This is a genomic window from Streptomyces sp. NPDC090106, assembly GCF_044747265.1.
Taxonomy (GTDB): domain Bacteria; phylum Actinomycetota; class Actinomycetes; order Streptomycetales; family Streptomycetaceae; genus Streptomyces.
Map to the genome: position 1 here is coordinate 173481 of NZ_JBIVDS010000015.1, position 24263 is coordinate 197743.

General features: G+C 70.6%; 20 protein-coding genes, 1 tRNA gene and 1 riboswitch. Of the genes, 15 read left to right on the forward strand and 6 right to left on the reverse strand.

From position 1 onward, the window contains the following. The first annotated feature begins 176 nt into the window (after positions 1-176). From ACIPSE_RS38305 to ACIPSE_RS38350, 10 genes are all read left to right on the forward strand, one after another. The gene (locus ACIPSE_RS38305) at positions 177-1154 is read left to right on the forward strand and encodes a nucleoside triphosphate pyrophosphohydrolase (RefSeq protein ID WP_401672341.1); all 978 of its coding nucleotides are present in this window, start codon (positions 177-179) and stop codon (positions 1152-1154) included. A 151-nt stretch (positions 1155-1305) separates the two neighbouring features. Next, positions 1306-2580, forward strand: coding sequence for a cytochrome P450 (locus ACIPSE_RS38310; protein WP_401672558.1), 1275 nt, complete (start codon positions 1306-1308; stop codon positions 2578-2580). Positions 2581-2772: 192 nt separating this feature from the next. Next, entirely contained in the window at positions 2773-3729 is a 957-nt protein-coding gene (locus ACIPSE_RS38315; protein ID WP_401672343.1) for a transglycosylase family protein, read from the forward strand. A 194-nt stretch (positions 3730-3923) separates the two neighbouring features. After that, positions 3924-4093: riboswitch (cyclic di-AMP (ydaO/yuaA leader) on the forward strand. 3 nt (positions 4094-4096) lie between these two features. Then, positions 4097-4810 carry a transglycosylase family protein gene (locus ACIPSE_RS38320; protein WP_401672346.1) on the forward strand — a complete coding sequence of 238 codons (714 nt, stop codon included), beginning with the start codon at positions 4097-4099 and terminating at the stop codon, positions 4808-4810. Positions 4811-5101: 291 nt separating this feature from the next. Continuing rightward, positions 5102-6388, forward strand: coding sequence for a phosphopyruvate hydratase (eno, locus tag ACIPSE_RS38325; RefSeq protein ID WP_401672349.1), 1287 nt, complete (start codon positions 5102-5104; stop codon positions 6386-6388). An 88-nt stretch (positions 6389-6476) separates the two neighbouring features. Continuing rightward, positions 6477-6953: a septum formation initiator family protein gene (locus tag ACIPSE_RS38330; RefSeq protein ID WP_401672352.1), complete on the forward strand. Its 477-nt coding sequence runs from the start codon at positions 6477-6479 to the stop codon at positions 6951-6953. A gap of 31 nt (positions 6954-6984) precedes the next feature. Further along, entirely contained in the window at positions 6985-7521 is a 537-nt protein-coding gene (locus ACIPSE_RS38335; protein WP_401672355.1) for a DUF501 domain-containing protein, read from the forward strand. Then, entirely contained in the window at positions 7518-8459 is a 942-nt protein-coding gene (locus ACIPSE_RS38340; protein WP_401672357.1) for an exopolyphosphatase, read from the forward strand. Before ACIPSE_RS38335 ends, ACIPSE_RS38340 begins: the two co-directional genes overlap by 4 nt. Positions 8460-8979: 520 nt before the next feature. Continuing rightward, a complete protein-coding gene (locus ACIPSE_RS38345; protein ID WP_401672360.1) occupies positions 8980-10359 on the forward strand; it encodes an NAD(P)/FAD-dependent oxidoreductase in 1380 nt (459 codons plus the stop codon). A gap of 256 nt (positions 10360-10615) precedes the next feature. Beyond that, positions 10616-11908 (forward strand): class I SAM-dependent methyltransferase, encoded by a 1293-nt coding sequence (locus ACIPSE_RS38350; protein ID WP_401672363.1) that lies wholly within the window; start codon positions 10616-10618, stop codon positions 11906-11908. Positions 11909-11957: 49 nt separating this feature from the next. On the opposite strand, the gene ACIPSE_RS38355 is transcribed toward ACIPSE_RS38350, so the two are convergent. Continuing rightward, positions 11958-14486 carry an ABC transporter permease gene (locus ACIPSE_RS38355; RefSeq protein WP_401672366.1) on the reverse strand — a complete coding sequence of 843 codons (2529 nt, stop codon included), beginning with the start codon at positions 14484-14486 and terminating at the stop codon, positions 11958-11960. Further along, positions 14486-15256, reverse strand: a complete 771-nt coding sequence (locus tag ACIPSE_RS38360; RefSeq protein ID WP_401672368.1) for an ABC transporter ATP-binding protein — start codon at positions 15254-15256, stop codon at positions 14486-14488. The genes ACIPSE_RS38355 and ACIPSE_RS38360 overlap by 1 nt, the downstream gene beginning before the upstream one ends. A gap of 396 nt (positions 15257-15652) precedes the next feature. On the opposite strand from ACIPSE_RS38360, the gene ACIPSE_RS38365 reads away from it, so the two are divergent. The 3 genes from ACIPSE_RS38365 (at position 15653) to ACIPSE_RS38375 (ending at position 18235) form a co-directional block, all read left to right on the forward strand. Beyond that, positions 15653-15735: transfer RNA gene (locus ACIPSE_RS38365), tRNA-Leu, on the forward strand. Between the two features lie 193 nt (positions 15736-15928). Beyond that, positions 15929-17101 (forward strand): 4-hydroxybenzoate 3-monooxygenase, encoded by a 1173-nt coding sequence (locus ACIPSE_RS38370; protein ID WP_401672371.1) that lies wholly within the window; start codon positions 15929-15931, stop codon positions 17099-17101. A 222-nt stretch (positions 17102-17323) separates the two neighbouring features. Continuing rightward, on the forward strand, positions 17324-18235 hold the full coding sequence (locus ACIPSE_RS38375) for a Bax inhibitor-1/YccA family protein (RefSeq protein ID WP_401672373.1): 912 nt from the start codon (positions 17324-17326) through the stop codon (positions 18233-18235). A gap of 88 nt (positions 18236-18323) precedes the next feature. Here the strand turns inward: ACIPSE_RS38375 and ACIPSE_RS38380 are convergent, their stop codons facing one another. Continuing rightward, positions 18324-18554: a DUF4287 domain-containing protein gene (locus tag ACIPSE_RS38380; protein ID WP_401672376.1), complete on the reverse strand. Its 231-nt coding sequence runs from the start codon at positions 18552-18554 to the stop codon at positions 18324-18326. A gap of 104 nt (positions 18555-18658) precedes the next feature. Here ACIPSE_RS38380 and ACIPSE_RS38385 point away from each other — a divergent pair, with 104 nt between their 5' ends. Continuing rightward, the gene (locus ACIPSE_RS38385; protein WP_401672378.1) at positions 18659-18970 is read left to right on the forward strand and encodes a hypothetical protein; all 312 of its coding nucleotides are present in this window, start codon (positions 18659-18661) and stop codon (positions 18968-18970) included. Between the two features lie 10 nt (positions 18971-18980). On the opposite strand, the gene ACIPSE_RS38390 is transcribed toward ACIPSE_RS38385, so the two are convergent. The 3 genes from ACIPSE_RS38390 to ACIPSE_RS38400 form a co-directional block, all read right to left on the reverse strand. Then, complete coding sequence (locus ACIPSE_RS38390) at positions 18981-19763, reverse strand: hypothetical protein (protein WP_401672560.1); 783 nt, start codon at positions 19761-19763, stop codon at positions 18981-18983. Positions 19764-20079: 316 nt separating this feature from the next. Then, the gene (locus tag ACIPSE_RS38395; RefSeq protein ID WP_401672380.1) at positions 20080-21300 is read right to left on the reverse strand and encodes an acetyl-CoA C-acetyltransferase; all 1221 of its coding nucleotides are present in this window, start codon (positions 21298-21300) and stop codon (positions 20080-20082) included. Between the two features lie 166 nt (positions 21301-21466). Next, positions 21467-22510: an SGNH/GDSL hydrolase family protein gene (locus tag ACIPSE_RS38400; protein WP_401672383.1), complete on the reverse strand. Its 1044-nt coding sequence runs from the start codon at positions 22508-22510 to the stop codon at positions 21467-21469. Positions 22511-22660: 150 nt separating this feature from the next. On the opposite strand from ACIPSE_RS38400, the gene ACIPSE_RS38405 reads away from it, so the two are divergent. Further along, the gene (locus tag ACIPSE_RS38405; RefSeq protein WP_401672385.1) at positions 22661-24049 is read left to right on the forward strand and encodes a cystathionine beta-synthase; all 1389 of its coding nucleotides are present in this window, start codon (positions 22661-22663) and stop codon (positions 24047-24049) included. Positions 24050-24263 lie beyond the last annotated feature (214 nt).

Sequence of the window (24263 nt, forward strand, 5' to 3'; positions counted from 1 at the left end):
ACGCCGGGGGCGGCGGAACGGTACGGCACCGCCCCCGATCCCCGACCTGTGGACGACCGTGCACCGCCCCCGATCCCCAACCTGTGGACGACCGTGCACCGCCCCCGTCCACAGGCCCGTCCGCCCGCCCTGTGGACAACTCAGGCCCTGTCGGCGCGGTGGGTTACGTTCGGACCGTGAACGCAACCAGCCCCGAGGCCGCCACCGGCCGCATCGTCCTGCTGACCACCAGCCACCGCGTCGCGCCCGGCCTGCTGTCCTGGCCCGCGTGGCAGGCGCTGCACGCCGCCGACCGGGTGCTGTGCGCGGACGGCGCCCACCCGCAGCTCCCGTATCTGCGCGAGGCGGGCACCGCGGTGGACGAGGCGTCGCCGAGCGCCGAGGAACTGGTGGCGTACTGCGCGGGCGGACGCACCGCCGTGGTCGTCGCCACCGGCGAGGGCGACCCCGCGCTCACCGACGGCCTCGCCCGTCTCGCCGGCTCGGGCCGCACGGCCATGCCCGAGCTGGAACTCCTCCCCGCCTCCTACGACCTCCCCGGCGCCCGGCTCCTCGACCTCGTCCAGGTCATGGACCGCATCCGCGCCGAATGCCCCTGGTCCTCGCAGCAGACCCACAAGGGCCTGGCCAAGTACGGCATCGAGGAGGCCTACGAACTCGTCGAGGCCATCGAGGACGGCGACCGCGACGAACTCCGTGAGGAACTCGGCGACGTCCTCCTCCAGGTCGTCTTCCACGCCCGTATCGCCGAGGAGGACCCGGACGCCCCCTTCTCCGTCGACGACGTCGCCGGCGGCATCGTCGCCAAGCTGATCCACCGCCATCCGCACGTCTTCGGCGACGCCACCGCCACCACCCCCGAGGAGGTCAAGGAGCACTGGCTGCGCACCAAGGCCGTGGAGAAGCGCCGCACCTCCGTCACCGAGGGCATCCCGCTGGGCCAGCCCGCTCTCGCCCTCGCCGCGAAGCTGTCCTCCCGGGTACGCACGGCGGGCCTCGACGTCCCGCTGCCCGGCGCGCACGGCATCGGCTACGACCTGCTCGCGCTCGCCGTGCGAGCGGAAGAGGCCGGCGTCGACCCGGAGGCGGCCCTGCGCAGCGCGGCCCGCGCCTACCGTGACGCCGTCCTGGCCGCCGAGGGGCACACCGCCTAGCCCGGGATAACGTCGCCGGGTGACCCACCAGCCCCCCGCCGAGCCCACCGACACCACCACTGCCGACGCCACCACTGCCGAGGCGACCGCACCCGCCGAGCCCACCGCCCCCGCCGAGGCGACCGCGCCCGGCACCCCCGCCACCGAGGGAATCGCCGCCGGCACCCCCACCGCCCCCGAACTCTTCACCTGGGAGTTCGCCACCGACCCCTACCCCGCCTACGCCTGGCTCCGCGAGCACGCGCCCGTGCACCGGACGAGGCTGCCGAGCGGGGTGGAGGCCTGGCTGGTCACGCGGTACGCCGACGCCAAGCAGGCGCTCGCCGACCAGCGGCTCAGCAAGAACCCCGCGCACCACGACGAGCCCGCGCACGCCAAGGGCAAGACGGGGATCCCGGGGGAGCGCAAGGCGGAGCTGATGACCCATCTGCTCAACATCGACCCGCCGGACCACACCCGGCTGCGCCGCCTGGTGAGCAAGGCGTTCACCCCGCGCCGGGTCGCCGAGTTCGCGCCGCGGGTCCAGGAACTGACGGATCAGCTGATCGACCGCTTCGCCCGGGAGGGGAGCGCCGACCTCATCCACGACTTCGCGTTCCCGCTCCCCATCTACGCCATCTGCGACCTGCTCGGCGTCCCCCGCGAGGACCAGGACGACTTCCGCGACTGGGCGGGGATGATGATCCGGCACGGTGGCGGGCCCCGGGGCGGGGTCGCGCGGTCGGTGAAGAAGATGCGCGGCTATCTGCTGGAGCTGATCCACCGCAAGCGTGAGGCCCTGCCGGCCGAACCCGCCCCCGGCGAGGACCTCATCTCGGGTCTCATCCGCGCCTCCGACCACGGTGAGCACCTCACCGAGAACGAGGCCGCCGCGATGGCGTTCATCCTGTTGTTCGCGGGCTTCGAGACGACCGTCAACCTCATCGGCAACGGCACCTACGCCCTGCTCACCCACCCCGGCCAGCGTGCCCGCCTCCAGGATTCGCTGGCCGCGGGCGAGAACGCGCTGCTGGAGACCGGCGTCGAGGAACTCCTGCGCTACGACGGCCCCGTGGAGCTGGCGACCTGGCGCTTCGCGACCGAGCCGCTCACCGTCGGCGGGCAGCGGATCGCCCCCGGAGACCCCGTGCTCGTCGTCCTCGCGGCGGCGGACCGGGACCCTGAGCGGTTCGCCGAGCCCGACACCCTCGACCTGTCCCGCCGTGACAATCAGCACCTCGGCTACGGGCACGGCATCCACTACTGCCTCGGCGCCCCGCTGGCCCGGCTGGAGGGGCAGACGGCGCTCGCCACCCTCCTGACCCGGCTCCCCGACCTCCGACTCGCGGTGGATTCGGCCGATTTGAGGTGGCGCGGAGGTCTCATCATGCGCGGGCTGCGGACGTTGCCGGTGGAGTTCACGCCGACCCGCGGTCCGAACCCGTAGGCCGTTTCGGGCCAACTCGGGCAGTGGAACCGGCCTTTGCAAACATGACACACCCTCAACTCTGTGATCTTCACGTGATCCTCGCGGCATTAACTTGTGACAAGTGATCGAATGCCTATACGTTCACGGATCAGCGCGGCGTCGAGTCCCACTCGTCGCGCGGATCACCGCTGTCTCGTGAAAGGCCCCCGCATGCTCTCCGGGAACGGTCGTCACCGTCGCCCCCGTCAGGCTCCGGCGCTCCTCGTCGCGGCCGGTGTGACGGGCTCCGCCATCGCGATCCCCCTGCTCGGCGCGGGCGCCGCGAGCGCGGCCGACGGATCCACCTGGGACCAGGTGGCCCAGTGCGAGACGGACGGCTCCTGGAGCGCCAACGACGGCGACGGCGAGTACGGCGGGCTGAACCTGTCCCAGGAGGACTGGGAGGAGTACGGCGGCCTCGACTACGCCCCGAGCGCCGACCTGGCCAGCCGCAACCAGCAGATCGCCGTCGCCGAGAAGGTCCTCGCGGACCAGGGCGTCGGGGCCTGGGGCGCCTGCGGGCTGCTCAACGGCCTCGGCCACGACGACGCCACCGCCGATGTCGACACCGGTGTGGCGAGCGGCTCCCCCTCGGCCGACGAGTCCGAATCCTCTGATTCATCCGACTCATCCAGTTCCTCCGGTTCCTCCGGTCTGTCGAACTCCACGGGGTCCCCGGACTCCGGCGCCTCGGCCGACGAGGACGCCGACGCCTCCGCCTCGCCCGAGACCTCCGCCAGTCCGGACAAGTCCGCCAAGTCGGACAGTTCCGCGTCGGATTCCGAGCAGTCGCAGTCGCCGGACGGCTCGCCCACGATCCCCGCGAACGAGGGCGAATCGGACAACTCCTGGCAGGAGGGCGGCTCTTCGGGCCTGGTCGACATGAGCGACCTCGGCTCCTCGGAGGCCACCACCAAGATCGCCGGAAAGCACCGCGGCGCGCAGGCCGAGGAGAGCGCGTACACCGTCCGCGAGGGCGACACCCTGGCCTCCATCGCCGACTCCCTTGGCCTCGACGGCGGATGGCGTCACCTGTACGCGCTGAACAAGGGCGTCATCGGGTCCGACCCCAGCGCCATCGCTCCCGGTCAGAGCCTTGTGGTCGGTATCGGACAAGCCGCTGAATAGGCCGCGAATGGGCGGGAGTTCACGTCACACTTCGCGCTGAATGTCCGGTTTGGTGAAAGTGTGGGATGAGTCTCAGAAGCCCTGATCGTCTTTGAAATTCGCCGGATCCCGTGTCTACGGTCATCACCGCTCGTCACCACGGGCCCCGGCTGCCGCAACGCCGAATCCTGCCAGCGGCCGTACGGGAACAGTCGTCGCGTCAAGCGCCGTAGGCAGGAGCGGGGGACCCAAGGTAAGTGCCCCACCGGGCAGTCGACGGTGGTGGCTTGGGGTGTAGCCGTGCCGCGCGAGAGCGGGGCACGACCGGGCAACTCAACCGGCCCGAACCCGACAGCTCACCTCGCAGGCGTCGGTGAGGGGATCCACCATGCTGTTTTCCGGCAAGGGCAAGCACCGTCGTCCGTCCAAGGCCACCCGCGTCGCCGCGCTCGCCGGCGTCACCGGTGTCGCCATCGCCGCCCCGCTGATGGCGGCCGGCACGGCCTCCGCCGCCACCGCCTCCGAGTGGGACACCGTCGCCCAGTGCGAGTCCGGCGGCAACTGGTCCATCAACACCGGCAACGGCTACTACGGCGGCCTGCAGTTCTCGGCCTCCACCTGGGCCGCGTACGGCGGCACCGCCTACGCCTCCACCGCCGACCAGGCCAGCAAGTCCCAGCAGATCGAGATAGCCGAGAAGGTCCTCGCCGCGCAGGGCAAGGGCGCCTGGCCGAGCTGTGGTGTGGGCCTGTCCGGCGCGAGCTACACCGGTTCCAGCAGCTCGTCCTCCAGCGGCAGCTCCAGCAGCACCGGCTCCTCCTCCTCTTCCTCGAACAGCGGTTCCACCGCTCGGTCGACGGAGCAGCAGAGCGCGTCCCGCTCCACCGAGCGCGAGGCCGCCAAGAAGACCGTCTCCACCCCGACCGGCAAGAAGGTCAAGAAGGGCGACGGCGAGTACAAGGTCGTCAAGGGCGACACCCTCTCCTCCATCGCGGAGAAGCACAAGGTCAAGGGCGGCTGGCAGAAGCTGTTCAAGCTGAACGAGGACATCGTCGACGATGCCGACTTCATCTACCCGGGCCAGCAGCTGCATCTGAAGTAATCCTCAGCTGAACCACAGTGCCCTCACATCCGTGGTCCTCATACTGAAGGCCTCGTGAGGGTCCCCCCGTCCCCACGGGCTCCCCGCTCCGGTGCGTGTTCCCCCGTACGCATCGGAGCGGGGTTTTTTCATGCGGGCGCACGTGACCGTCTTTGTTCAGTTCAGAAACAATTTACTCTCGGTTTCGTCCACAGGTCGGTCCACGCGGTGGCCGATGCCCCGGAGCCGGTTAGGCTCTAGTCGCAAGGCCCACGTGGCCCCGCACCAACAGCGTCACATCCCAAGAAGGAGATGCTCGTGCCGTCCATCGACGTCGTCGTAGCCCGGGAAATCCTCGACTCGCGAGGCAACCCCACCGTCGAGGTCGAGGTCGGCCTCGACGACGGCAGCACGGGTCGTGCCGCCGTTCCGTCCGGCGCCTCCACCGGTGCCTTCGAGGCCATCGAGCTGCGTGACGGCGACCCGAACCGCTACCAGGGCAAGGGTGTCGAGAAGGCCGTCCTCGCCGTCATCGAGCAGATCGGCCCGGAGCTCGTCGGCTACGACGCCACCGAGCAGCGCCTGATCGACCAGGCCATGTTCGACCTGGACGCCACCGACAACAAGGGCTCGCTCGGCGCCAACGCCATCCTCGGCGTCTCCCTGGCCGTCGCCCACGCCGCCTCCGAGGCCAGCGACCTGCCGCTCTTCCGCTACCTGGGCGGCCCGAACGCGCACCTGCTGCCCGTTCCGATGATGAACATCCTCAACGGTGGGTCGCACGCCGACTCCAACGTCGACATCCAGGAGTTCATGATCGCCCCGATCGGCGCGGAGTCCTTCTCCGAGGCGCTGCGCTGGGGCACCGAGGTCTACCACACCCTCAAGAAGGTCCTGAAGAGCAAGGGCCTGTCCACCGGCCTCGGCGACGAGGGCGGCTTCGCCCCGAACCTGGAGTCCAACCGCGCCGCGCTGGACCTCATCCTCGAAGCGATCAAGGAAGCCGGTTACATCCCCGGCGAGCAGGTCGCCCTCGCCCTCGACGTCGCCGCCACCGAGTTCTACAAGGACGGCACCTACCAGTTCGAGGGCAAGTCCCGCTCCGCCGCCGAGATGACGGAGTACTACGAGGAGCTCGTGGCGGCCTACCCGCTCGTCTCCATCGAGGACCCGCTGTTCGAGGACGACTGGGCCGGCTGGAAGGTCCTCACCGACAAGCTGGGCGACAAGGTCCAGATCGTCGGCGACGACCTCTTCGTCACCAACCCCGAGCGCCTGGCCCGCGGCATCGACGACGGCGCCGCCAACGCGCTGCTCGTCAAGGTGAACCAGATCGGCTCGCTCACCGAGACCCTGGACGCCGTGGAGCTCGCCCAGCGCAGCGGCTTCAAGTGCATGATGTCCCACCGCTCCGGCGAGACCGAGGACGTCACCATCGCCGACCTGGCCGTCGCCACCAACTGCGGCCAGATCAAGACCGGCGCCCCGGCCCGCTCCGAGCGCGTCGCCAAGTACAACCAGCTGCTGCGCATCGAGGAGATCCTCGACGACGCCGCGGTGTACGCCGGTCGCTCGGCTTTCCCCCGCTTCAAGGGCTAAGCCTCAGTCAAGTCGTCCGTACGTCCCCGTACCCGGTCCCGTACCGTGTGCGGGGACGTACGCGCGTGTGTGAAGGAGAGACTGGGACATGGCCGTCAAGGACCGGGACCGTTTCTCCACCGCGACCAGGATCCGGATCCTCGGCGAGCAGACCGCCGCCCGGGTCTACCGCTCGCAGACCCGCCGCCAGGCCCGCCGCTCGCGCCTCACCGGCCGTGCCGCGCTGCTCGCGCTCGTCCTGTGCTCGCTGATCGTGGCGCTCGCCTACCCCATAAGGCAGTACGTCTCGCAGCGCGCCGAGATCTCCGACCTGGAGCGGCAGAAGCAGCAGGCCCAGCAGCGCGTCGAACAGCTGCGCGACCTCAAGGCCCGCTGGCAGGACGACGCCTACGCCGAGCAGCGCATCCGTGAGCGGCTGCACTACGTGATGCCGGGGGAGACGGGCTTCGTCGTCGTCGACCCGGGCGCCGCCCAGCAGTCCCGCGCCCGGCAGGGGGCGGCCGACCGCCCCTGGTACTCCAATGTCTGGGACGGCGTCGACAAGTCCGACGCCTACGACCAGTGACCTGACCCAACAGAGAGACAGCTTCCGACGCATGGAAACGCCCCCGCCGTCCACCCCGCGCACCGAGCCCGTCGACGCCGACGTCGAGGCCTTCAAGCAGCAGCTCGGGCGCCCGCCGCGCGGACTGCGCGCCATCGCGCACCGGTGCCCGTGCGGGCAGCCGGACGTCGTCGAGACGGCCCCGCGGCTGCCGGACGGCACGCCGTTCCCGACGCTGTACTACCTGACGTGCCCGAAGGCGAACTCCGCGATCGGCACGCTGGAGGCGAACGGCGTGATGAAGGAGATGACCGAGCGGCTCGGCACCGACCCCGGGCTCGCCGCCTCCTACCGCGCCGCCCACGAGGACTACGTCCGGCGCCGTGACGAGATCGAGGAGCTGAAGGGCTTCCCGAGCGCGGGCGGCATGCCGGACCGGGTGAAGTGCCTGCACGTCCTGGTCGCCCACTCGCTGGCCGCGGGGCCCGGGGTCAACCCGCTGGGCGACGAGGCCCTCGCGATGCTGCCCGAGTGGTGGCGCAAGGGGTCCTGCGTGACCCTCGCCGAGAAGGGGGAGGACGCCCAGTGACCCGGGTCGCCGCCGTCGACTGCGGTACCAACTCCATCCGTCTCCTCGTCGCCGACGCGGACCCCGCCACCGGCGAACTCGTCGACCTGGACCGCCGGATGACGATCGTGCGGCTCGGCCAGGGCGTCGACCGCACCGGGCGGCTCGCCCCCGAGGCGCTGGAGCGGACCTTCGCGGCCTGCCGGGAGTACGCGGCCGTCATCAAGGAGCACGGCGCCGAGCGGCTCCGCTTCGTCGCCACCTCCGCCTCCCGGGACGCCGAGAACCGGGACGAGTTCGTGGCCGGGGTGCTGGACATCCTCGGTGTCGAGCCCGAGGTCATCTCCGGCGACCAGGAGGCCGAGTTCTCCTTCACCGGCGCGACCCGGGAACTGGCGGGCGCCGACCACCTCGCCACGCCCTACCTCGTCGTCGACATCGGCGGCGGTTCCACGGAGTTCGTCGTCGGCGACGACCACGTCCGCGCGGCCCGCTCCGTCGACATCGGCTGCGTGCGGATGACGGAGCGCCACCTCGTCCAGGACGGCGCCGTCACCGACCCGCCCTCCGCGGACCGGGTCGCCGCCGTGCGCGCCGACATCGAGGCCGCCCTCGACCTCGCCGAGGAGACCGTCCCGCTGCGCGCGGCACGCACCCTGGTGGGCCTGGCCGGGTCGGTCACGACCGTCTCCGCGATCGCGCAGGAGCTGCCCGGGTACGATTCCGCGCGCATCCACCACTCCCGTGTCGGCCTCGACAAGGTCCGGGAGATCACCGAATGGCTGCTGCGCTCCACCCATGCCGAGCGCGCCGCCGTCCCCTCCTTGCACCCGGGGCGCGTGGACGTGATCGCCGCGGGCGCCCTCGTCCTGCTGTCGATCATGGAGCGGATCGGCGCGGCCGAGGTGGTCGTGAGCGAACACGACATCCTCGACGGAATCGCCTGGAGCATCGCGTAACCGGCTGTCCGAGGACGTCCGGCCCCGATGCCCGCCCCGACACCCCTTCCGGCACCCCTCCCGGCGGCTCCGCCGACGCCCCTCCCGGCGATCTCCCCGCCTCTCCAACGAGCAGGTCGGACGGCGTATGAGCGGCTTCCGAGAGGGTCGCGGGGGCCCTCGGAGGGGACCCGTCGAGAAAGTTCGTGAAGTTCTTCACAAGGAATTGGGCCCCGTCGGGCGAGGAATGTGCCCCGGTTGGCCCTTCCGGGGGCCCGACACCCGTGTGAACATGTTCAAAACGGTGGGTTGCGGACCTCGGGCGAGGCTGTCGGGAGGGTGGCCCGGAGGTCCCTCACAGAGCCCTCGGAGCGGCAGAGAGGCAGCTCACGCGGCATTGACAACGGGTCGCCCTACACGCTGGTTCCCGTTTCGCGCCATGATCTGGATCACGAGGGCCGCGGAGAATAGCACACCCCTCGGACAAGCTTGTGAAGGGGCGCACGAGCGACCCCCCTGGGGCGGGTGGATACTCGATGGCATGAGCACCACGGAGCGTCCCAGGATCCTCGTAGTAGGCGGTGGGTACGTAGGCCTGTACGCAGCTCGGCGCATTCTCAAGAAGATGCGCTACGGCGAGGCGACCGTCACGGTCGTCGACCCCCGGTCGTACATGACCTACCAGCCCTTCCTCCCCGAAACCGCCGCCGGCAGCATCTCCCCGCGCCACGTCGTCGTCCCGTTGCGACGCGTGCTGCCCAAGGCGGAGGTCCTCACCGGCCGGGTCACCACCATCGACCAGGACCGCAAGGTCGCCACGGTCGCCCCGCTGGTCGGCGAGGCGTACGAGCTGCCCTTCGACTACCTGGTCATCGCGCTCGGCGCGGTCTCCCGCACCTTCCCGATCCCCGGCCTCGCCGAACAGGGCATCGGCATGAAGGGCATCGAGGAGGCCATCGGTCTGCGCAACCACGTGCTGGAGCAGCTCGACAAGGCCGACTCCACCACCGACGAGGAGATCCGCCGCAAGGCGCTCACCTTCGTCTTCATCGGCGGCGGTTTCGCCGGCGCGGAGACCATCGGTGAGGTCGAGGACATGGCCCGCGACGCGGCCAAGTACTACACCAACGTGTCCCGCGAGGACATGCGGTTCGTCCTCGTCGACGCCGCGGACAAGATCCTGCCCGAGGTCGGCCCCAAGCTCGGCCAGTACGGCAAGGAGCACCTGGAGAGCCGCGGTGTGGAGATCTACCTCTCCACCTCGATGGACTCCTGCGTCGACGGCCACGTCGTGCTGAAGAACGGCCTGGAGGTCGACTCCAACACGATCGTGTGGACCGCCGGCGTCAAGCCCAACCCGGTGCTCTCGCGCTACGGCCTCCCGCTCGGCCCCCGCGGCCACGTCGACACCCAGCCGACCCTCCAGGTCCAGGGCTCCGACTACATCTGGGCCGCCGGCGACAACGCCCAGGTCCCGGACGTCGCCGCCCGCAAGGCCGGTGTCGAGAACGCCTGGTGCCCGCCCAACGCCCAGCACGCGCTGCGTCAGGCGAAGGTCCTCGGTGACAACGTCATCTCCGGCATGCGGGGCTTCCCGCAGGCGGAGTACTCGCACTCCAACAAGGGTGCGGTGGCGGGCCTCGGCCTCCACAAGGGCGTCGCGATGATCGTCATGGGCAAGATGAAGATCAAGGTCAAGGGCCGTCTCGCCTGGTACATGCACCGTGGCTACCACGGTCTGGCCATGCCGACCTGGAACCGCAAGATCCGCGTCTTCGCCGACTGGACCCTCGCGATGTTCCTCAAGCGCGAGGTCGTCTCCCTCGGCGCCCTGGAGACTCCCCGCGAGGAGTTCTACGAGGCCGCCAAGCCGGTGCCCGCCGAGCCCAAGCCGGAGAAGACCGAAGCCAAGGCCTCCTGACCTCCGGTCACCCCTGACCCCCGGTCGGGTCCCCGGCCCTCGGCCGCCGAACGAACCGAAAGACCTTCCGCCTCCGTGGTGCGGGAGGTCTTTCGGCGTTCCCGAGTCCCGTGCGGCGCTCCGGACGTCGTACACATGTGCGTGGTCCATACAGTTGTTTTGCCGAGTCGTGACGCCGCGTCGGGACTGCGAGCGCCTCCGGCCAGTGTTTACGTAGGTGGACAATTCCGGGATCCTCGTCACGGAGGTGTGCGCCATGGCTGACGCCGCGCTGCGGCTCAAGACCCTCTTCGAACAGCTGCTGGGAGCCCCGCTCCCGGTCCGCATCCACGCGTGGGACGGCTCGCAGGCGGGACCGCCGGGCGCTCCGGCGCTGGTCGTCCGCAACCGCCGCGCGCTGCGGCGCCTGCTGTTCAAACCCGGCGAGGTCGGCCTCGCCCGCGCCTGGGTCTCCGGCGACCTCGACATCGAGGGCGACCTCTACACCGCGCTCGGCCTGATCTCCGGGCTCGTCTGGCAGCGCGACGACGACTCCAGGACCCTCGTCGAGGCGCTGCGCGACCCCGCCGTGCGCTCCGCCGCGCGCGGCCTGGTGGGGCTCGCCGGGCTCCCGCTGCCGCCCGCCCCGCCCCCGGAGGAGGTCCGCCGACGCCGCGGCCACCTCCACACCCGCCGCACCGACCGCAGCGCGATCAGCCACCACTACGACGTCGGCAACGACTTCTACGAGATCGTCCTCGGCCCGTCGATGGTCTACTCGTGCGCCTACTGGGAGTCCCCGGACTCCACCCTGGAGCAGGCCCAGCACGACAAGCTCGAACTCGTCTGCCGCAAGCTGGGCCTGACCCCCGGTCAGCGGCTCCTCGACGTGGGCTGCGGCTGGGGCTCGATGGCCGTGCACGCCGCCCGCGAGCACGGCGTGAGCGTCGTCGGCGTCACCCTCTCCCAGGAGCAGGCGGCGTACGCCCGCAAGCGCGTCGCCGACGAGGGACTGACCGACCGGGTCGAGATCCGCGTCCAGGACTACCGTGACGTCACGGACGGGCCCTACGACGCGATCTCCTCCATCGGGATGGCCGAGCACGTGGGCGCCGAGCGGTACCTGGAGTACGCCCGGGACCTGTACGCCCTGCTCAGACCCGGCGGGCGGCTCCTCAACCACCAGATCGCGCGCCGCCCGCAGGGAGACGAGTCCTCCTACCGGCTCGACGGGTTCATCGACGCCTACGTCTTCCCCGACGGCGAGCTCGCCCCCGTCGGGACCACCGTCACCCAGCTCGAACGCGCCGGGTTCGAGGTGCGGGACGTCGAGTCGATCCGCGAGCACTACGCCCTGACCCTGCGCCGGTGGGTGGCCCGCCTGGAGAAGGACTGGCCGCGCGCGGCCGGGCTCGCCGGAACGGGCCGCGCCCGCGTCTGGCTCCTCTACATGGCCGCCTGCGCGCTCGCCTTCGAGACCAACCACATCGGCGTCAACCAGGTCCTTGCCGTCCGTACACCGCCCTCCGGCAGCTCGGGCCTGCCCCTCAGGGCCCGCACCTGGAACTGACGCGAAGGGCCCGCCACCTGACGGTGGCGGGCCCCTCACGGTCGCGGCGCTACTCGGACTTGATCGCGCCGAGCATGTTCAGACGGGCCGCGCGGCGGGCCGGCCACAGGGCGGCCAGGACACCGACGAGGGCCGCGCCCAGCAGGAAGAGCGCCATCCTCGTCCAGGGCAGGACGAGTTCGTAGGTCGCCATCTTCGTGCCGAGCAGCTCACCGGCGGCCCAGCCGAAGAACACGCCCAGGCCGATGCCGAGGACACCGCCGAACAGGGAGATCACCAGCGACTCCAGGCGGACCATCCGCTTGATGCCCCGCCGGTCCAGGCCGATCGCGCGGAGCATGCCGATCTCCTGCTGCCGCTCGAAGACGGACATCGCGAGGGTGTTGACCACCCCGAGGACGGCGACGACCACCGCCATCGCCAGCAGGCCGTAGACCATGTTCAGGATCAGCGTGAACATCGACGCGATGCTGTTCGACAGGTCCTGCTTGTCCTGGACCTTGATCGCCGGGTTGGAGCCGAGGGCCTTCTCCAGCGCGTCCTTGGCGGTGTCGGAGGCGCCGCCGGACGTCTTCACCATGACCTGCATGTCGGCCGGGTCCGTGAGATGCGGGGTGAGCGTCGAGTTGTCCAGCATGATGCCCCGGATCATCTCGTTGCCCTCGTACACCCCGGCGACGGTCAGCCGCTGCCGCTTCCCGTCCTCGTAGTACACGGTGAAGTCCGAACCGGCCTTCCAGCCGCGCGACGTGGCGGTGTCCTCGTCGACGACGACCTGGCTGCCGGCCACCTCGAAGGTGCCGTCCTCGACCTTGAGGTCGGTCAGTTCGCCGATGGTGGAGCCGGTGACGCCGGTGAGGTACTCCGTCTCGCCGCCGATCCGGGAGGGCGCGTTGCGCAGAGGGCTGACGGCGGTGACGCCGTCGACCTTCCCCAGTTTCCTCTCCACGTCCGGGGAGAGCTCGTTGCCGTTGGCCATCGAGACGACGTAGTCCGCGCGGATCGCGGCCGAGGCCATCTTGTCGATCGACTTCTGGAGGCTGCCCGCCATCACCGTCATGCCGGTGATCAGGGTCAGCCCGATCATCAGCGCGGACGCGGTGGCGGCCGTACGGCGGGGGTTGCGGACCGAGTTCTGGCGGGCCAGCTTGCCCGCCGTGCCGAACAGCCGGAGGACCGGCGCGGCGGCGCCGATCAGCGGCCGGGACAGCAGCGGCGTCAGGATGAACACGCCGATGATCAGCAGGACCGCGCCCAGGCCCATGGGAGCCTGGCCGTCCGAGCCGTCCATCGAGGTGGCGGCGAGGACCACCGCGACACCGGCGCCCGCGAACAGCGCGCCGAGCGTGTTGCGCAGCACCAGCGACTTCGTGGTGGCCTGCGCGTGCACGCTGCTCATCGCGGCGACCGGCGGGATCTTCGCGGCCCGGCGGCCCGGCAGCCACGCGGCCAGCATGGTGATCAGGACACCGACCGCGAGGGCGGCGGCGACCGTGCCGGAGCTGATGACCAGCGGCCCGTCCGGGACGGTCGCGCCGAGCGTGCCCATCAGCGAGCGCAGGCCCGCGCCGATGCCGATGCCCGCGACGAGCCCGGCCACGCCCGCGACCGCGCCCACCACGAACGCCTCGATCAGCACCGACCGGGTGACCTGGCGGCGCGAGGCGCCGACCGCGCGCAGCAGCGCCAGCTCCTTGGTGCGCTGGGCGACCAGCATGGTGAAGGTGTTGGCGATGATGAACGTGCCGACGAACAGGGCGATCCCGGCGAAGGCCAGCAGCCCCTGCTTCAGCCCGGACATCGACGAGGCGATCGACTCGGCCTGGTCGTCCGCGAGCTGACGGCCCGTCGTGGTCTCCACGGCATCGGCGGGCAGCGCCTTGTCGAGGGCGGCCTTCAGCGTGGCCTGGGAGGTCCCGGCGGCGGCCTTCACGTCGATCTCGTCGTAGGTGCCCGCCTTGCCGAACAGCTTCTGGGCGGTGGCCGTGTCGAACAGGGCGAGCGAGCCGCCCGCGGCCACGTTGCCGTCGTCGGTGGTGAAGATCCCGGTGATGACGGGCGCGAGGACGGGGCCGTCGACGGAGAGGCGCAGGGTGTCGCCGACCTCGTAGCCGGCGCGCCGCGCGGTCTCGGAGTCGATGGCGACCTCGTTCGCGCCGTGCGGTGCCGCACCCGAACTCAGCGGGTACCGGGGGTCCTTGTCGCCCCAGTAGTTCCCGCCCTGCGACTGGAAGCCGTCGCCGATGAGCTTGCCGTCCTGGTCGGCGATGGCGGTGAAGCCGGTGACCACGCCGATCGCGGAGGCGGCGCCCGGCACCCCGGCACTCCGGTCGAGCAGGTCCTGGGTGAGCTCGTGGGCCGAACCCACGGTGTTCCCCTCGCTCTCCCGGTAGTCGGCCCGTACGGCGACGTCGACCTGGTCGTAGCCCTTGGCCGAGCTGTTCTGGAAGGCGTGGGAAAGGGTGTTGGTGAAGACGAGCGTCCCGGACACGAAGGCCACGCCGAGCATCACGGCGAGCACGGTCATCAGCAGCCGGGCCTTGTGCGCGAGGACGTTGCGCAGGGCGGTGCGGAACATCAGGAGGTCCGGCCCTTCGCGTCGAATCGCTTCATGAAATCGAGGACGTTCTCGGCGGTCGGCTTGTACATCTCGTCCACGATCCGGCCGTCGGCGAGGAAGACGACCCGGTCCGCGTAGGCGGCGGCCACCGGGTCGTGGGTCACCATCACCACGGTCTGACCCCACTCCCGTACGGAGTTGCGGAGGAAGCCGAGCACCTCCGCGCCGGAGCGGGAGTCGAGGTTGCCGGTCGGCTCGTCGCCGAAGATGATCTCGGGCCGGGAGGCCAGGGCGCGGGCCACGGCGACGCGCTGCTGCTGGCCGCCGGAGAGCTGGGAGGGCCGGTGGGAGAGCCGGTCGGACAGGCCCACCATCCGGATCACCTGGTCCAGCCACTCCTTGTCGGGCTTGCGGCCCGCGATGTCCATGGGGAGCGTGATGTTCTCCAGGGCGGTCAGCGTGGGCAGCAGGTTGAACGCCTGGAAGATGAAGCCGATCTTGTCCCGGCGCAACTTGGTGAGCTGCCGGTCCTTCAGGGAGCCCAGCTCGGTGTCGCCGATGCGCACCGACCCGGAGGAGAAGGTGTCCAGCCCGGCCACGCAGTGCATCAGCGTCGACTTGCCGGACCCCGAGGGGCCCATGATCGCGGTGAACTCGGCCTGCCGGAACTCGGCGGAGACCCGGTCGAGGGCGACCACCTGGGTCTCGCCCTGTCCGTAGATCTTCGACAGATCCGTGGCGCGCGCGGCCACGGAGGTGGTCCGGCCGGCGACGGGAGTGGTGGTCACGGGTGAGCGCTCCTTGGGGGTGACGACGGATGCGAGGCCGATATCCATCGTTCCTGTGCCGTACGGCGATGGAGTCAGCCGCAGTTCCCGTTCCGGGGGCAGACTCGGGGCTGACCGGGGCGTGCCGTGTCATACCTGGGGATGACGGTGAGGTCCCCCGTACGCAGGGGACGTCGAGAACAGGTGGAGCCCCCTGGTTGAGACGGTGAAATTCCGTCATTCCGCACGCGCGCGCGTGCGTCGCGCGCAAGGCTATTGGCAAGTGCGGATGGCGTCTGCCGCGGGCTGATGCACCCTCAGACGTCAATAAAATAAGACAACATCGGGTCCACTCGTCCGCTGATCGGGGGACGTACCCCGATAGGCTCGGGTACCTCGACGCGGAGCCCATGGCCTGCCCGGATGGTGGAATGCAGACACGGCGAGCTTAAACCTCGCTGCCCCTCGCGGGCGTACCGGTTCAAGTCCGGTTCCGGGCACCTCCGACCTCTTTCAGGAGGCGTAGGCAGCTACCGCTTTCGGCGGAGTCCTCCGTTCAGTACCGAGCGTCCGCCGCCGTCCTCGTCCCGACCGTTGACACGGGACGCGGCCCGGCGCAGACTCCTCGAAGGTTTGTGGTGAAGAAAATTTCACCACACGAACAAGCAGGCAAGCGAACAGAGGGGTTCGTCCATGCGCACCACCGTCGGCATCATCGGAGCCGGCCCGGCCGGCCTCCTCCTCGCCCGGCTCCTGCACAATGCCGGCATCGACTCCGTCGTCCTGGAGTCGCGCGACCGGGCCTACGTCGAGCAGCGCCAGCGCGCCGGAATCCTGGAGCAGGGGACCGTGGACGTGCTGCGGGCCGCCGGCGCCGGGGAGCGGATGGACCGCGAGGGCCTGCGCCACGACGGGATCGAGCTCCGGTACGAGAGGAAACGGCACCGCGTCGACTTCCCCGCGCTCACCGGCGGCCGGTCGGTGACGGTGTACGCCCAGACCGAGGTCTGCAAGGACCTCATCGCCCTCCAGCTCAAGGAGGGCGGCCCGCTGCTGTTCGAGGCCGAGGCGCTGGCCGTGGAGGGCGCCGACACCGACAGCCCCCGGGTCCGGTTCCGGCACGAGGGCCGTGAGGACGTCCTGGAGTGCGACTACGTCGTCGGCTGCGACGGGTTCTGGGGGGTGGCCCGCAAGGCGATCCCCGAGGAGCTGACCCGTGTCTTCGAGCGCACGTACCCCTTCGGCTGGCTCGGCATCCTCGCCGACGTCGCCCCCTCGCACGACGAGCTGGTCTACGCCCGCCACGACCGCGGCTTCGCCCTGCTGTCCATGCGCTCGCCCTCGGTCTCCCGCCTCTACCTCCAGGTCCCCGAGGGTACCGACGCCGAGTCCTGGGGCGACGCGGAGATCTGGGACGAGCTGGAGCGCCGCTTCGAGACCGCCGACGACTGGCGCCTGGAGCGCGGCCCCATCACCCAGAAGTCCGTCACCCCCATGCGCTCCTACGTCCACGAGCCCATGCGGCACGGCCGCCTCTTCCTCGCCGGTGACGCTGCTCACATCGTGCCGCCGACCGGCGCCAAGGGGCTGAATCTGGCCGTCGGCGACGTCGTCACCTTCGCGCGGGCGCTGACCCACCGGACGGAGACGGGCTCGGCGGAGCTGCTCGACGCCTACTCCGAGACCTGCCTGAAGCGGGTGTGGCAGGCCGAGCGGTTCTCCTACGACATGACGACCTCCCTGCACCCCGACCCGGACGCCACGCCCTTCGAGGGCCGCCTCCAGGTCGCCCGCCTGGACCGGATCACCCAGTCGTCCGCCGCCGAGACGGACCTCGCCGAGGGGTACACCGGGTTCGCCTTCTAGTGGCCGGCGCGAGCGGCCGGGCGCGCGGTGGATCTCCGCCCGGTTCCGGCCATGTCCCGGCTTGGTCATGATTCGGCCCCGCCGTGGCTGGGAATCAAGGGGCCGCGTAGCGTGTTTCGCGTCACGACAAGGGAAAGATCCTCCCCAAGCACTAGGGTCATTCCTTTGCCTACCTATTACTCTTGAGCCAAGGCCCACACACGGTGGCCATGGAGGAGTGAAATGAGGAGCAGCAACCCGGTCTTCTCGCGACGGGGGTTCAGCCGCGACAACGGCTACGCGGGCTTCAACGCCCAGCCGCAGGCCGGGGGCGCAGCCGTAGGCACGCAGGGCAATCCTTACGCCCAGCCGCAGGCGGGCAACCCGTACGCGCAGAACCCCTACGCGCAGAACCCTTACGCCCAGCAGGACCTTCAGGGCGGCGCCCCGCCGCAGGCCCCGGTCACCACCGGCCGTATGACGATGGACGACGTCGTCATGCGCACCGCCACGACCCTTGGTGTGCTCGTCGTCACCGCCGCGCTCGCCTGGGCGCTGCTGCCGGTCGACGACGCGAACATCGGCCGGTCGTACGGCATCGCCATCGGTGCCGCGCTGGTCGGCATGGTGCTGGCGCTCGTCCAGTCCTTCAAGCGCAAGGCCTCGCCCGCGCTGATCGTCTCGTACGCCGCGTTCGAGGGTGTCTTCCTCGGCGTGGTCTCCAGCGTGGTCGACAACCGCATCGCGAGCGGCGCGGCCATGCAGGCCGTGATCGGCACCCTCGCGGTGTTCGTCGCGGTGCTGGTCGCCTATCGGGCCGGCTGGATCCGCGTCAACCGCCGTTTCTACGGCTTCGTGATGGCGGCGGCGCTCGGCTTCGTCCTGCTGATGATGGTGAACCTGCTGTTCTCCGTCTTCGGCGGCGGTGACGGCCTCGGCTTCCGCAGTGGCGGCCTCGGCATCGTCTTCGGCATCATCGGCGTCCTGCTCGGCGCCTGCTTCCTGGCCCTCGACTTCAAGCAGGTCGAGGACGGCATCGCCTACGGCGCGCCGAAGGAAGAGGCCTGGCTGGCGGCGTTCGGTCTGACGATGACGCTGGTCTGGATCTACCTCGAGTTCCTGAGGCTCATCGCGATCCTCAACAGCAGCGACTAGTTCACGCCAGGTGCGTGAAAGGGCCCCGGGTCTCGACCCGGGGCCCTTCGTCGTCTGTACGGGCCGTGCCGTGCCCAGCGTGTGCGCGTCAGAGGAACTTGCGCGCCGCCCTCCTCAGGTCGTACTCGTGGATGATCGCCTTCGCGTGGCCGTACGCGAGGTTGTGCTCGTGGCGGAGCCAGCTCACTTTCTCCTCGAAGCGGAAGAGAGCCGGGCCTTCTTCTACCGTGCGGAGCCAGTCGGACACTTCACGACCGGTGCAATGGGGGATGCGGGCGAGCAAGTTGCGGTGGGTCTCCTCGGAGAGGACGTGGGACATCGGCGCCTCCGGACGCAAAGGGGATGTAAGCCGGTCCTTCAGGTCACCGTGCCTGAGCGTTGGCCTGTTGGCAACAGTGCGGGTGCGGAGCGTACGGTGGCCGCGTGGTTGATACGACGCCCCTGACTGCCGCCGTGGATCACTTCGCCGACCGGTTGCGGGCCGCGCCGCAGAGCCGGCTCCAGCGAGGCGCGGCGGCCGAAGCGCTGGGTCTGGCCAGGGAGTTGTCCCGCCGGGCGCAGATCATCGAGGACCCCTCGGGCGAGCCCCGCGAGATGCCGGACGCGGGCATGTTCGCCGCCGCCGACCAAGTCACGGTGGCCGTGCACGACTTGGCCCTCGTCCTTCAGGACGAGGGCCAGATCGAGGAAGCGGTACGCCTGGTGGCGGAGGCGCAGAAGCGCGCCGGGGTCTAGGGACCGGGGTCTAGAGGCTCGCTATGACCCGGTCGGCCAGGATGTACACGTTCTCCCCGCCGCACGCGAAGGTCAGCGTGTAGGCGCCGGAGACGCCCGAGCCGCCGAGCAGGACCGGGGTCTCGCCCGCGGTGAGGGCCGCGGCGAGGCGTTCCGCCGTCTCCTTGTGGCCCGGGGTCATGCACAGCGTCGTGCCGTCGGCGAAGACGTAGACGTCGAGGGTGCCGAGCGGGCCGGGGCGGACGTCGGCCAGTTCGACGCGGTCGGCGGCGAGTTCCTCCAGGGTGGCCACCGTGCGCTCATGGTCGTTCACGACCGGCGACTGGACCGGCACGAAGTCCGGGTGCGAGGGGTGGCGGCGGCGGGCGGCGGCCAGTTCGGCGGACTCCCCGGCGAACTCGTCGTCGACACCCGGCTCGGTCACCGGCTCCAGATGCTCCAGGCCCACGAAATCGGCCTGGCGGGGCAGGAACAGCTCGCTGTCGGGCAGGCCGAGCAGCATCGGGGCCTCGGAGGCGTCACGCGACTCCTGGGCGGCCCAGAAGGCGCGCGCCTCGGCGAGTTCCCGCTCGCGTTCCTCCGCGAGGGCCTCGGCCACGGCGGCGCGTATCTCATCGGCGTCGGCGGAGAGACGGGCGGCCGGCACGAAACCGTGCGCGGCGGCTGCCGCACTGGTCTCGGCGAGCCGTGTGTGCAGGGCGGCCACCTGGCGGCGCAGCTTCAAGAGGGTGCGCAGGACGGCGACGCCCACGGCGCCCGTGGCGGCCGTGGTGACCAGCAAAGCGATCGGCATGGCGCTCACTGACGTACTCCCGGTTCAAAGTCGACCCCCGACTTCCTACATCAGCTTGAAGGGCGGACTATCCCGCTGTCAGTGCGTAACGTCACGAAACGGACAGGACTTTGGGCCCGGGGTTTAGTGTGAGAACCACTCTGACCTGCGTAAATCCCTACGGGGAGGGAGATAGGTCACATCCTGGGGGAGATTGGATCACAAAACGGCCCAGAACCCTTTGGTTTCAAGGGTTCCGGGCCATTGCCTCACGGCGGGTGCTCGGGCGACTACGTTCGGCACCGGGCCGAAAGCGACACCCGGGGCGTCAACTGTCCTAGCTGAGGCGCTCGATGACCATGGCCATGCCCTGGCCGCCGCCGACGCACATCGTCTCCAGACCGAACTGCTTGTCGTGGAACTGGAGGGAGTTGATCAGCGTGCCGGTGATCCGGGCGCCGGTCATGCCGAAGGGGTGGCCGACGGCGATGGCGCCGCCGTTGACGTTCAGCTTCTCCAGCGGGAGGCCCAGCTCGCGCGCGGAGGGGATCACCTGGGCGGCGAACGCCTCGTTGATCTCGGCCAGGTCGATGTCCTCGATGGTGAGCCCGGCCCGCTTCAGGGCCTGCTGGGACGCCTCGACCGGGCCGAGGCCCATGATCTCGGGGGACAGGCCCGAGACGCCGGTGGAGACGATCCGGGCGAGCGGGGTCAGGCCCAGCTCGCGGGCCTTGGTGTCGCTCATGACGACGACCGCGGCGGCGCCGTCGTTGAGCGGGCAGCAGTTGGCGGCGGTGACGAGCCCGTCGGGACGGAAGACCGGCTTGAGGCCCTGGACCCCCTCCAGGGTGACGCCGGCGCGCGGACCGTCGTCCTTGCTGACGACCGTGCCGTCGGGCAGCGTGACCGGGGTGATCTCCCGCTCCCAGAAGCCGTTCTTGATGGCTTCCTCGGCGAGGTTCTGCGAGCGGACGCCGAACTCGTCCATGTCCTGGCGGGTGACGCCCTTGAGGCGGGCGAGGTTCTCGGCGGTCTGGCCCATCGCGATGTAGGCGTCGGGGACGAGCCCGTCCTCGCGCGGGTCGTGCCAGGAGGTGCCCTCCTGTGCGGCGACCTCGGCGGTGCGGGCCTCGGCGTCGGCGAAGAGCGGGTTGTGCGTGTCGGGCAGGGAGTCGGAGTTGCCCTTCACGTACCGGGAGACCATCTCGACGCCGGCCGAGATGAAGACGTCGCCCTCGCCGGCCTTGATCGCGTGCAGCGCCATCCGGGAGGTCTGGAGCGAGGAGGAGCAGTAGCGGGTGATCGTGCAGCCCGGCAGGTGGTCCATGCCCATCTGCACGGCCACGATCCGGCCCAGGTTGTTGCCCTGCTCGCCGCCGGGCAGGCCGCATCCGAGCATCAGGTCCTCGATGTCCCGCGGGTCCAGCTCGGGCACCTTCGCCAGCGCCGCCTGGATGACCGTCGCGGTCAGGTCGTCCGGGCGCAGGTCCTTGAGGGAGCCCTTGAAGGCGCGGCCGATGGGGGAGCGGGCGGTCGAGACGATCACGGCTTCGGGCATCACGGCTCCATGGGCGTATCTACGGTGACGGGCAGGGCTGCTTGGGAAGTTACCCGTACGTATGGCCAGGGTCACGGGGGCGGCGGTGTGACCCTGGCCGCAGTTTTCTAAGCGCTTGCTTTTCTCGGTGTCCGGCTGCCCCGGCCGCCCGGCGGCCCGCCCCGCCTCAGACGCCCGAGGCGCTCGGGGACGACGGCGCGGCGTCCGGTTCCTGCACCCGCCGCCTGCGCCGCCGCTTGAGCAGCGCCCAGGGGCCGCGCGGCCCGGTCGGCATCGCCGCGGTGACCTCCGTACCGGCCTCGGCGGCGGCCTCCGCGGCGGCGCGGGCGACCGGCAGGAAGCCCTCGCGGCGGGCCGCGTCCGGGCGCTCCTCGTCGGCCGGCCACAGCCCGAGGGCCGCGCAGACCGTCGGCAGGACCGCCATGGCCGCCGTCGCGTACCCCTCCGCCGAGGGGTGGTAGTTGTCCGGGCCGAACAGCTCGCGCGGGTTCGCCTCGAACTCCGGGCCCAGCAGATCGCCCAGCGACACCGTCCGGCCGCCCTGCTCGACGGCGCCGATCGTCTGGGCGGCGGCCAGCTGGCGCGAGGCCCGCCGGGCCAGCCAGCGCAGCGGCTGCTGCACCGGCTCGATCGTGCCCAGGTCGGGACAGGTGCCGACGACGACCTCCGCACCGGCGGTGCGCAGCCGTCGTACCGCCGCCGACAGATGCCGCACCGAGCGGGTCGCGGGCATGCGGTGGGTGACGTCGTTCGCCCCGATCATGATCACGCAGACGTCGGGCACCTGGTCGCAGTCCGCGAGCGCCAGCGGCACCTGGCGGTCCAGATCGTCGGAGCAGGCGCCGGGCAGCGCCACGTTGCGCAGCAGCACCGGCCGTTCCGCGACCGCCGCGAGCCCCGAGGCCAGCAGGGCGCCCGGGGTCTGGCCGCCGCGGTGCACGCCCTGTCCCGCCGCCGTGGAATCACCCAGCATGGTCAGCCGCAGCGGCGGCTCACCCGGGGTGGAGTAGCCGAGACCGTACAGTCCGCCCGCGTTCGGCACATGCGGCGCCGAGCCCCGGCCGCCGCCCCGCACCTGCCGCTTGGCGAACTGCACCTCGGCCAGCACCAGACCGACGGCGGCGGCACCGACCAGCCCGATCCCGCCACCGCCGTACGCCGCGCCCGCCGCGATCCGCCGGGCCACCCGCGCCCTCGACATGCTCGTCATACGTCGCCACCACCTCCCTCGTTGCCGTACATCCACTCCTTGCCCCGTACGGACCGTGGTCCAATCTCAACGAGGAGTGAACTGCCACCAAGGGGCCGTAGGCTGGCGGAACCACTACGACCACATCTTTTGCAGCATCCGGAGACAACGGTGCAATTCCACGACTCGATGATCAGCCTCGTCGGCAACACCCCGCTGGTGCGGCTCAACAACGTCACCCAGGGGATCCAGGCGACCGTCCTGGCCAAGGTGGAGTACTTCAACCCCGGCGGTTCTGTGAAGGACCGCATCGCGCTGCGCATGATCGAGGCGGCGGAGGAGAGCGGCGCGCTCAAGCCCGGGGGCACGATCGTCGAGCCGACCAGCGGCAACACCGGCGTGGGCCTGGCCATCGTGGCCCAGCAGAAGGGGTACAAGTGCATCTTCGTGTGCCCCGACAAGGTGAGCACCGACAAGATCAACGTCCTGCGCGCGTACGGCGCCGAGGTCGTGGTCTGCCCGACCGCCGTGGACCCCGAGCACCCGGACTCGTACTACAACGTCTCCGACCGCCTCGTCCGTGAGACGCCGGGCGCCTGGAAGCCGGACCAGTACTCCAACCCCAACAACCCGCTCTCCCACTACCACTCCACCGGCCCCGAGCTGTGGGAGCAGACGGAGGGCAGGATCACCCACTTCGTCGCGGGCGTGGGCACCGGCGGCACCATCTCCGGCACCGGCCGCTACCTGAAGGACGCGAGCGAGGGCCGGGTCCAGGTCGTCGGCGCCGACCCCGAGGGCTCCGTCTACTCCGGCGGCTCGGGACGGCCGTACCTCGTCGAGGGCGTCGGTGAGGACTTCTGGCCGACCGCCTACGACCGGACCGTCGCCGACGAGATCGTCGCCGTGTCCGACAAGGACTCCTTCCAGATGACCCGGCGCCTGGCCAAGGAGGAGGGCCTCCTGGTGGGCGGCTCCTGCGGCATGGCGGTCGTCGCGGCGCTGCGCGTGGCCGAGCGCCTCGGCCCGGACGACGTCGTGGTCGTGCTGCTGCCGGACAGCGGGCGCGGCTATCTGTCGAAGATCTTCAACGACGAGTGGATGGCCGACTACGGCTTCCTGGAGAACGAGGGCCCCAGTGCCCGCGTCGCCGCCGTCCTGGACCACAAGGAGCACGGCGCCATCCCCTCCCTCGTCCACATGCACCCGGACGAGACGGTCGGTGAGGCCATCGAGGTGCTGCGCGAGTACGGCGTCTCGCAGATGCCGATCGTGAAGCCGGGCGCCGGCCACCCCGACGTCATGGCCGCCGAGGTCATCGGCTCCGTCGTCGAACGCGAGCTGCTGGACGCCCTGTTCACCCAGCGGGCCTCCCTCCAGGACCCGCTGGAGAAGCACATGTCGGCGCCGCTGCCGCAGGTCGGCTCCGGTGAGCCGGTCGGCGACCTGATGCAGGTGCTCGGCGCGGCCGACGCCGCGATCGTCCTCGTCGAGGGCAAGCCCAAGGGCGTGGTCAGCCGTCAGGATCTGCTGGCTTTCCTCGCGACGGGCGGCAAGTGACGGCGAACGTCCGGTGAACGGCGGGTGCCGTGGGGAAACTTGCGGTCGGTGGACTTCGCGGAAGTGGTACGAGCGTGTCACGTCCACGCAGCACCCGCTTAACACGGGTCCGGCACATTAGTGGGTGTCGGCAGGGCGGGAGCGGCTCCCCGCCCCAGCCGGCGCCGAACGTCCAAGGACCTCCGGAGCGGCTCCCGGACCTCCAAGGACGCCG

Coding starts and splice junctions, on each gene's coding strand:
- ACIPSE_RS38315 (WP_401672343.1), top strand. CDS start 2,773: ATGCTCTCCGGGAACGGTCGTCACCGTCGCCCCCGTCAGGCTCCGGCG.
- ACIPSE_RS38380 (WP_401672376.1), bottom strand. CDS start 18,554: ATGTCCCACGTCCTCTCCGAGGAGACCCACCGCAACTTGCTCGCCCGC.
- ACIPSE_RS38370 (WP_401672371.1), top strand. CDS start 15,929: ATGCGCACCACCGTCGGCATCATCGGAGCCGGCCCGGCCGGCCTCCTC.
- ACIPSE_RS38320 (WP_401672346.1), top strand. CDS start 4,097: ATGCTGTTTTCCGGCAAGGGCAAGCACCGTCGTCCGTCCAAGGCCACC.
- ACIPSE_RS38400 (WP_401672383.1), bottom strand. CDS start 22,510: ATGACGAGCATGTCGAGGGCGCGGGTGGCCCGGCGGATCGCGGCGGGC.
- ACIPSE_RS38390 (WP_401672560.1), bottom strand. CDS start 19,763: ATGCCGATCGCTTTGCTGGTCACCACGGCCGCCACGGGCGCCGTGGGC.
- ACIPSE_RS38330 (WP_401672352.1), top strand. CDS start 6,477: ATGGCCGTCAAGGACCGGGACCGTTTCTCCACCGCGACCAGGATCCGG.
- ACIPSE_RS38395 (WP_401672380.1), bottom strand. CDS start 21,300: ATGCCCGAAGCCGTGATCGTCTCGACCGCCCGCTCCCCCATCGGCCGC.
- ACIPSE_RS38375 (WP_401672373.1), top strand. CDS start 17,324: ATGAGGAGCAGCAACCCGGTCTTCTCGCGACGGGGGTTCAGCCGCGAC.
- ACIPSE_RS38335 (WP_401672355.1), top strand. CDS start 6,985: ATGGAAACGCCCCCGCCGTCCACCCCGCGCACCGAGCCCGTCGACGCC.
- eno (WP_401672349.1), top strand. CDS start 5,102: ATGCTCGTGCCGTCCATCGACGTCGTCGTAGCCCGGGAAATCCTCGAC.
- ACIPSE_RS38345 (WP_401672360.1), top strand. CDS start 8,980: ATGAGCACCACGGAGCGTCCCAGGATCCTCGTAGTAGGCGGTGGGTAC.
- ACIPSE_RS38350 (WP_401672363.1), top strand. CDS start 10,616: ATGGCTGACGCCGCGCTGCGGCTCAAGACCCTCTTCGAACAGCTGCTG.
- ACIPSE_RS38355 (WP_401672366.1), bottom strand. CDS start 14,486: ATGTTCCGCACCGCCCTGCGCAACGTCCTCGCGCACAAGGCCCGGCTG.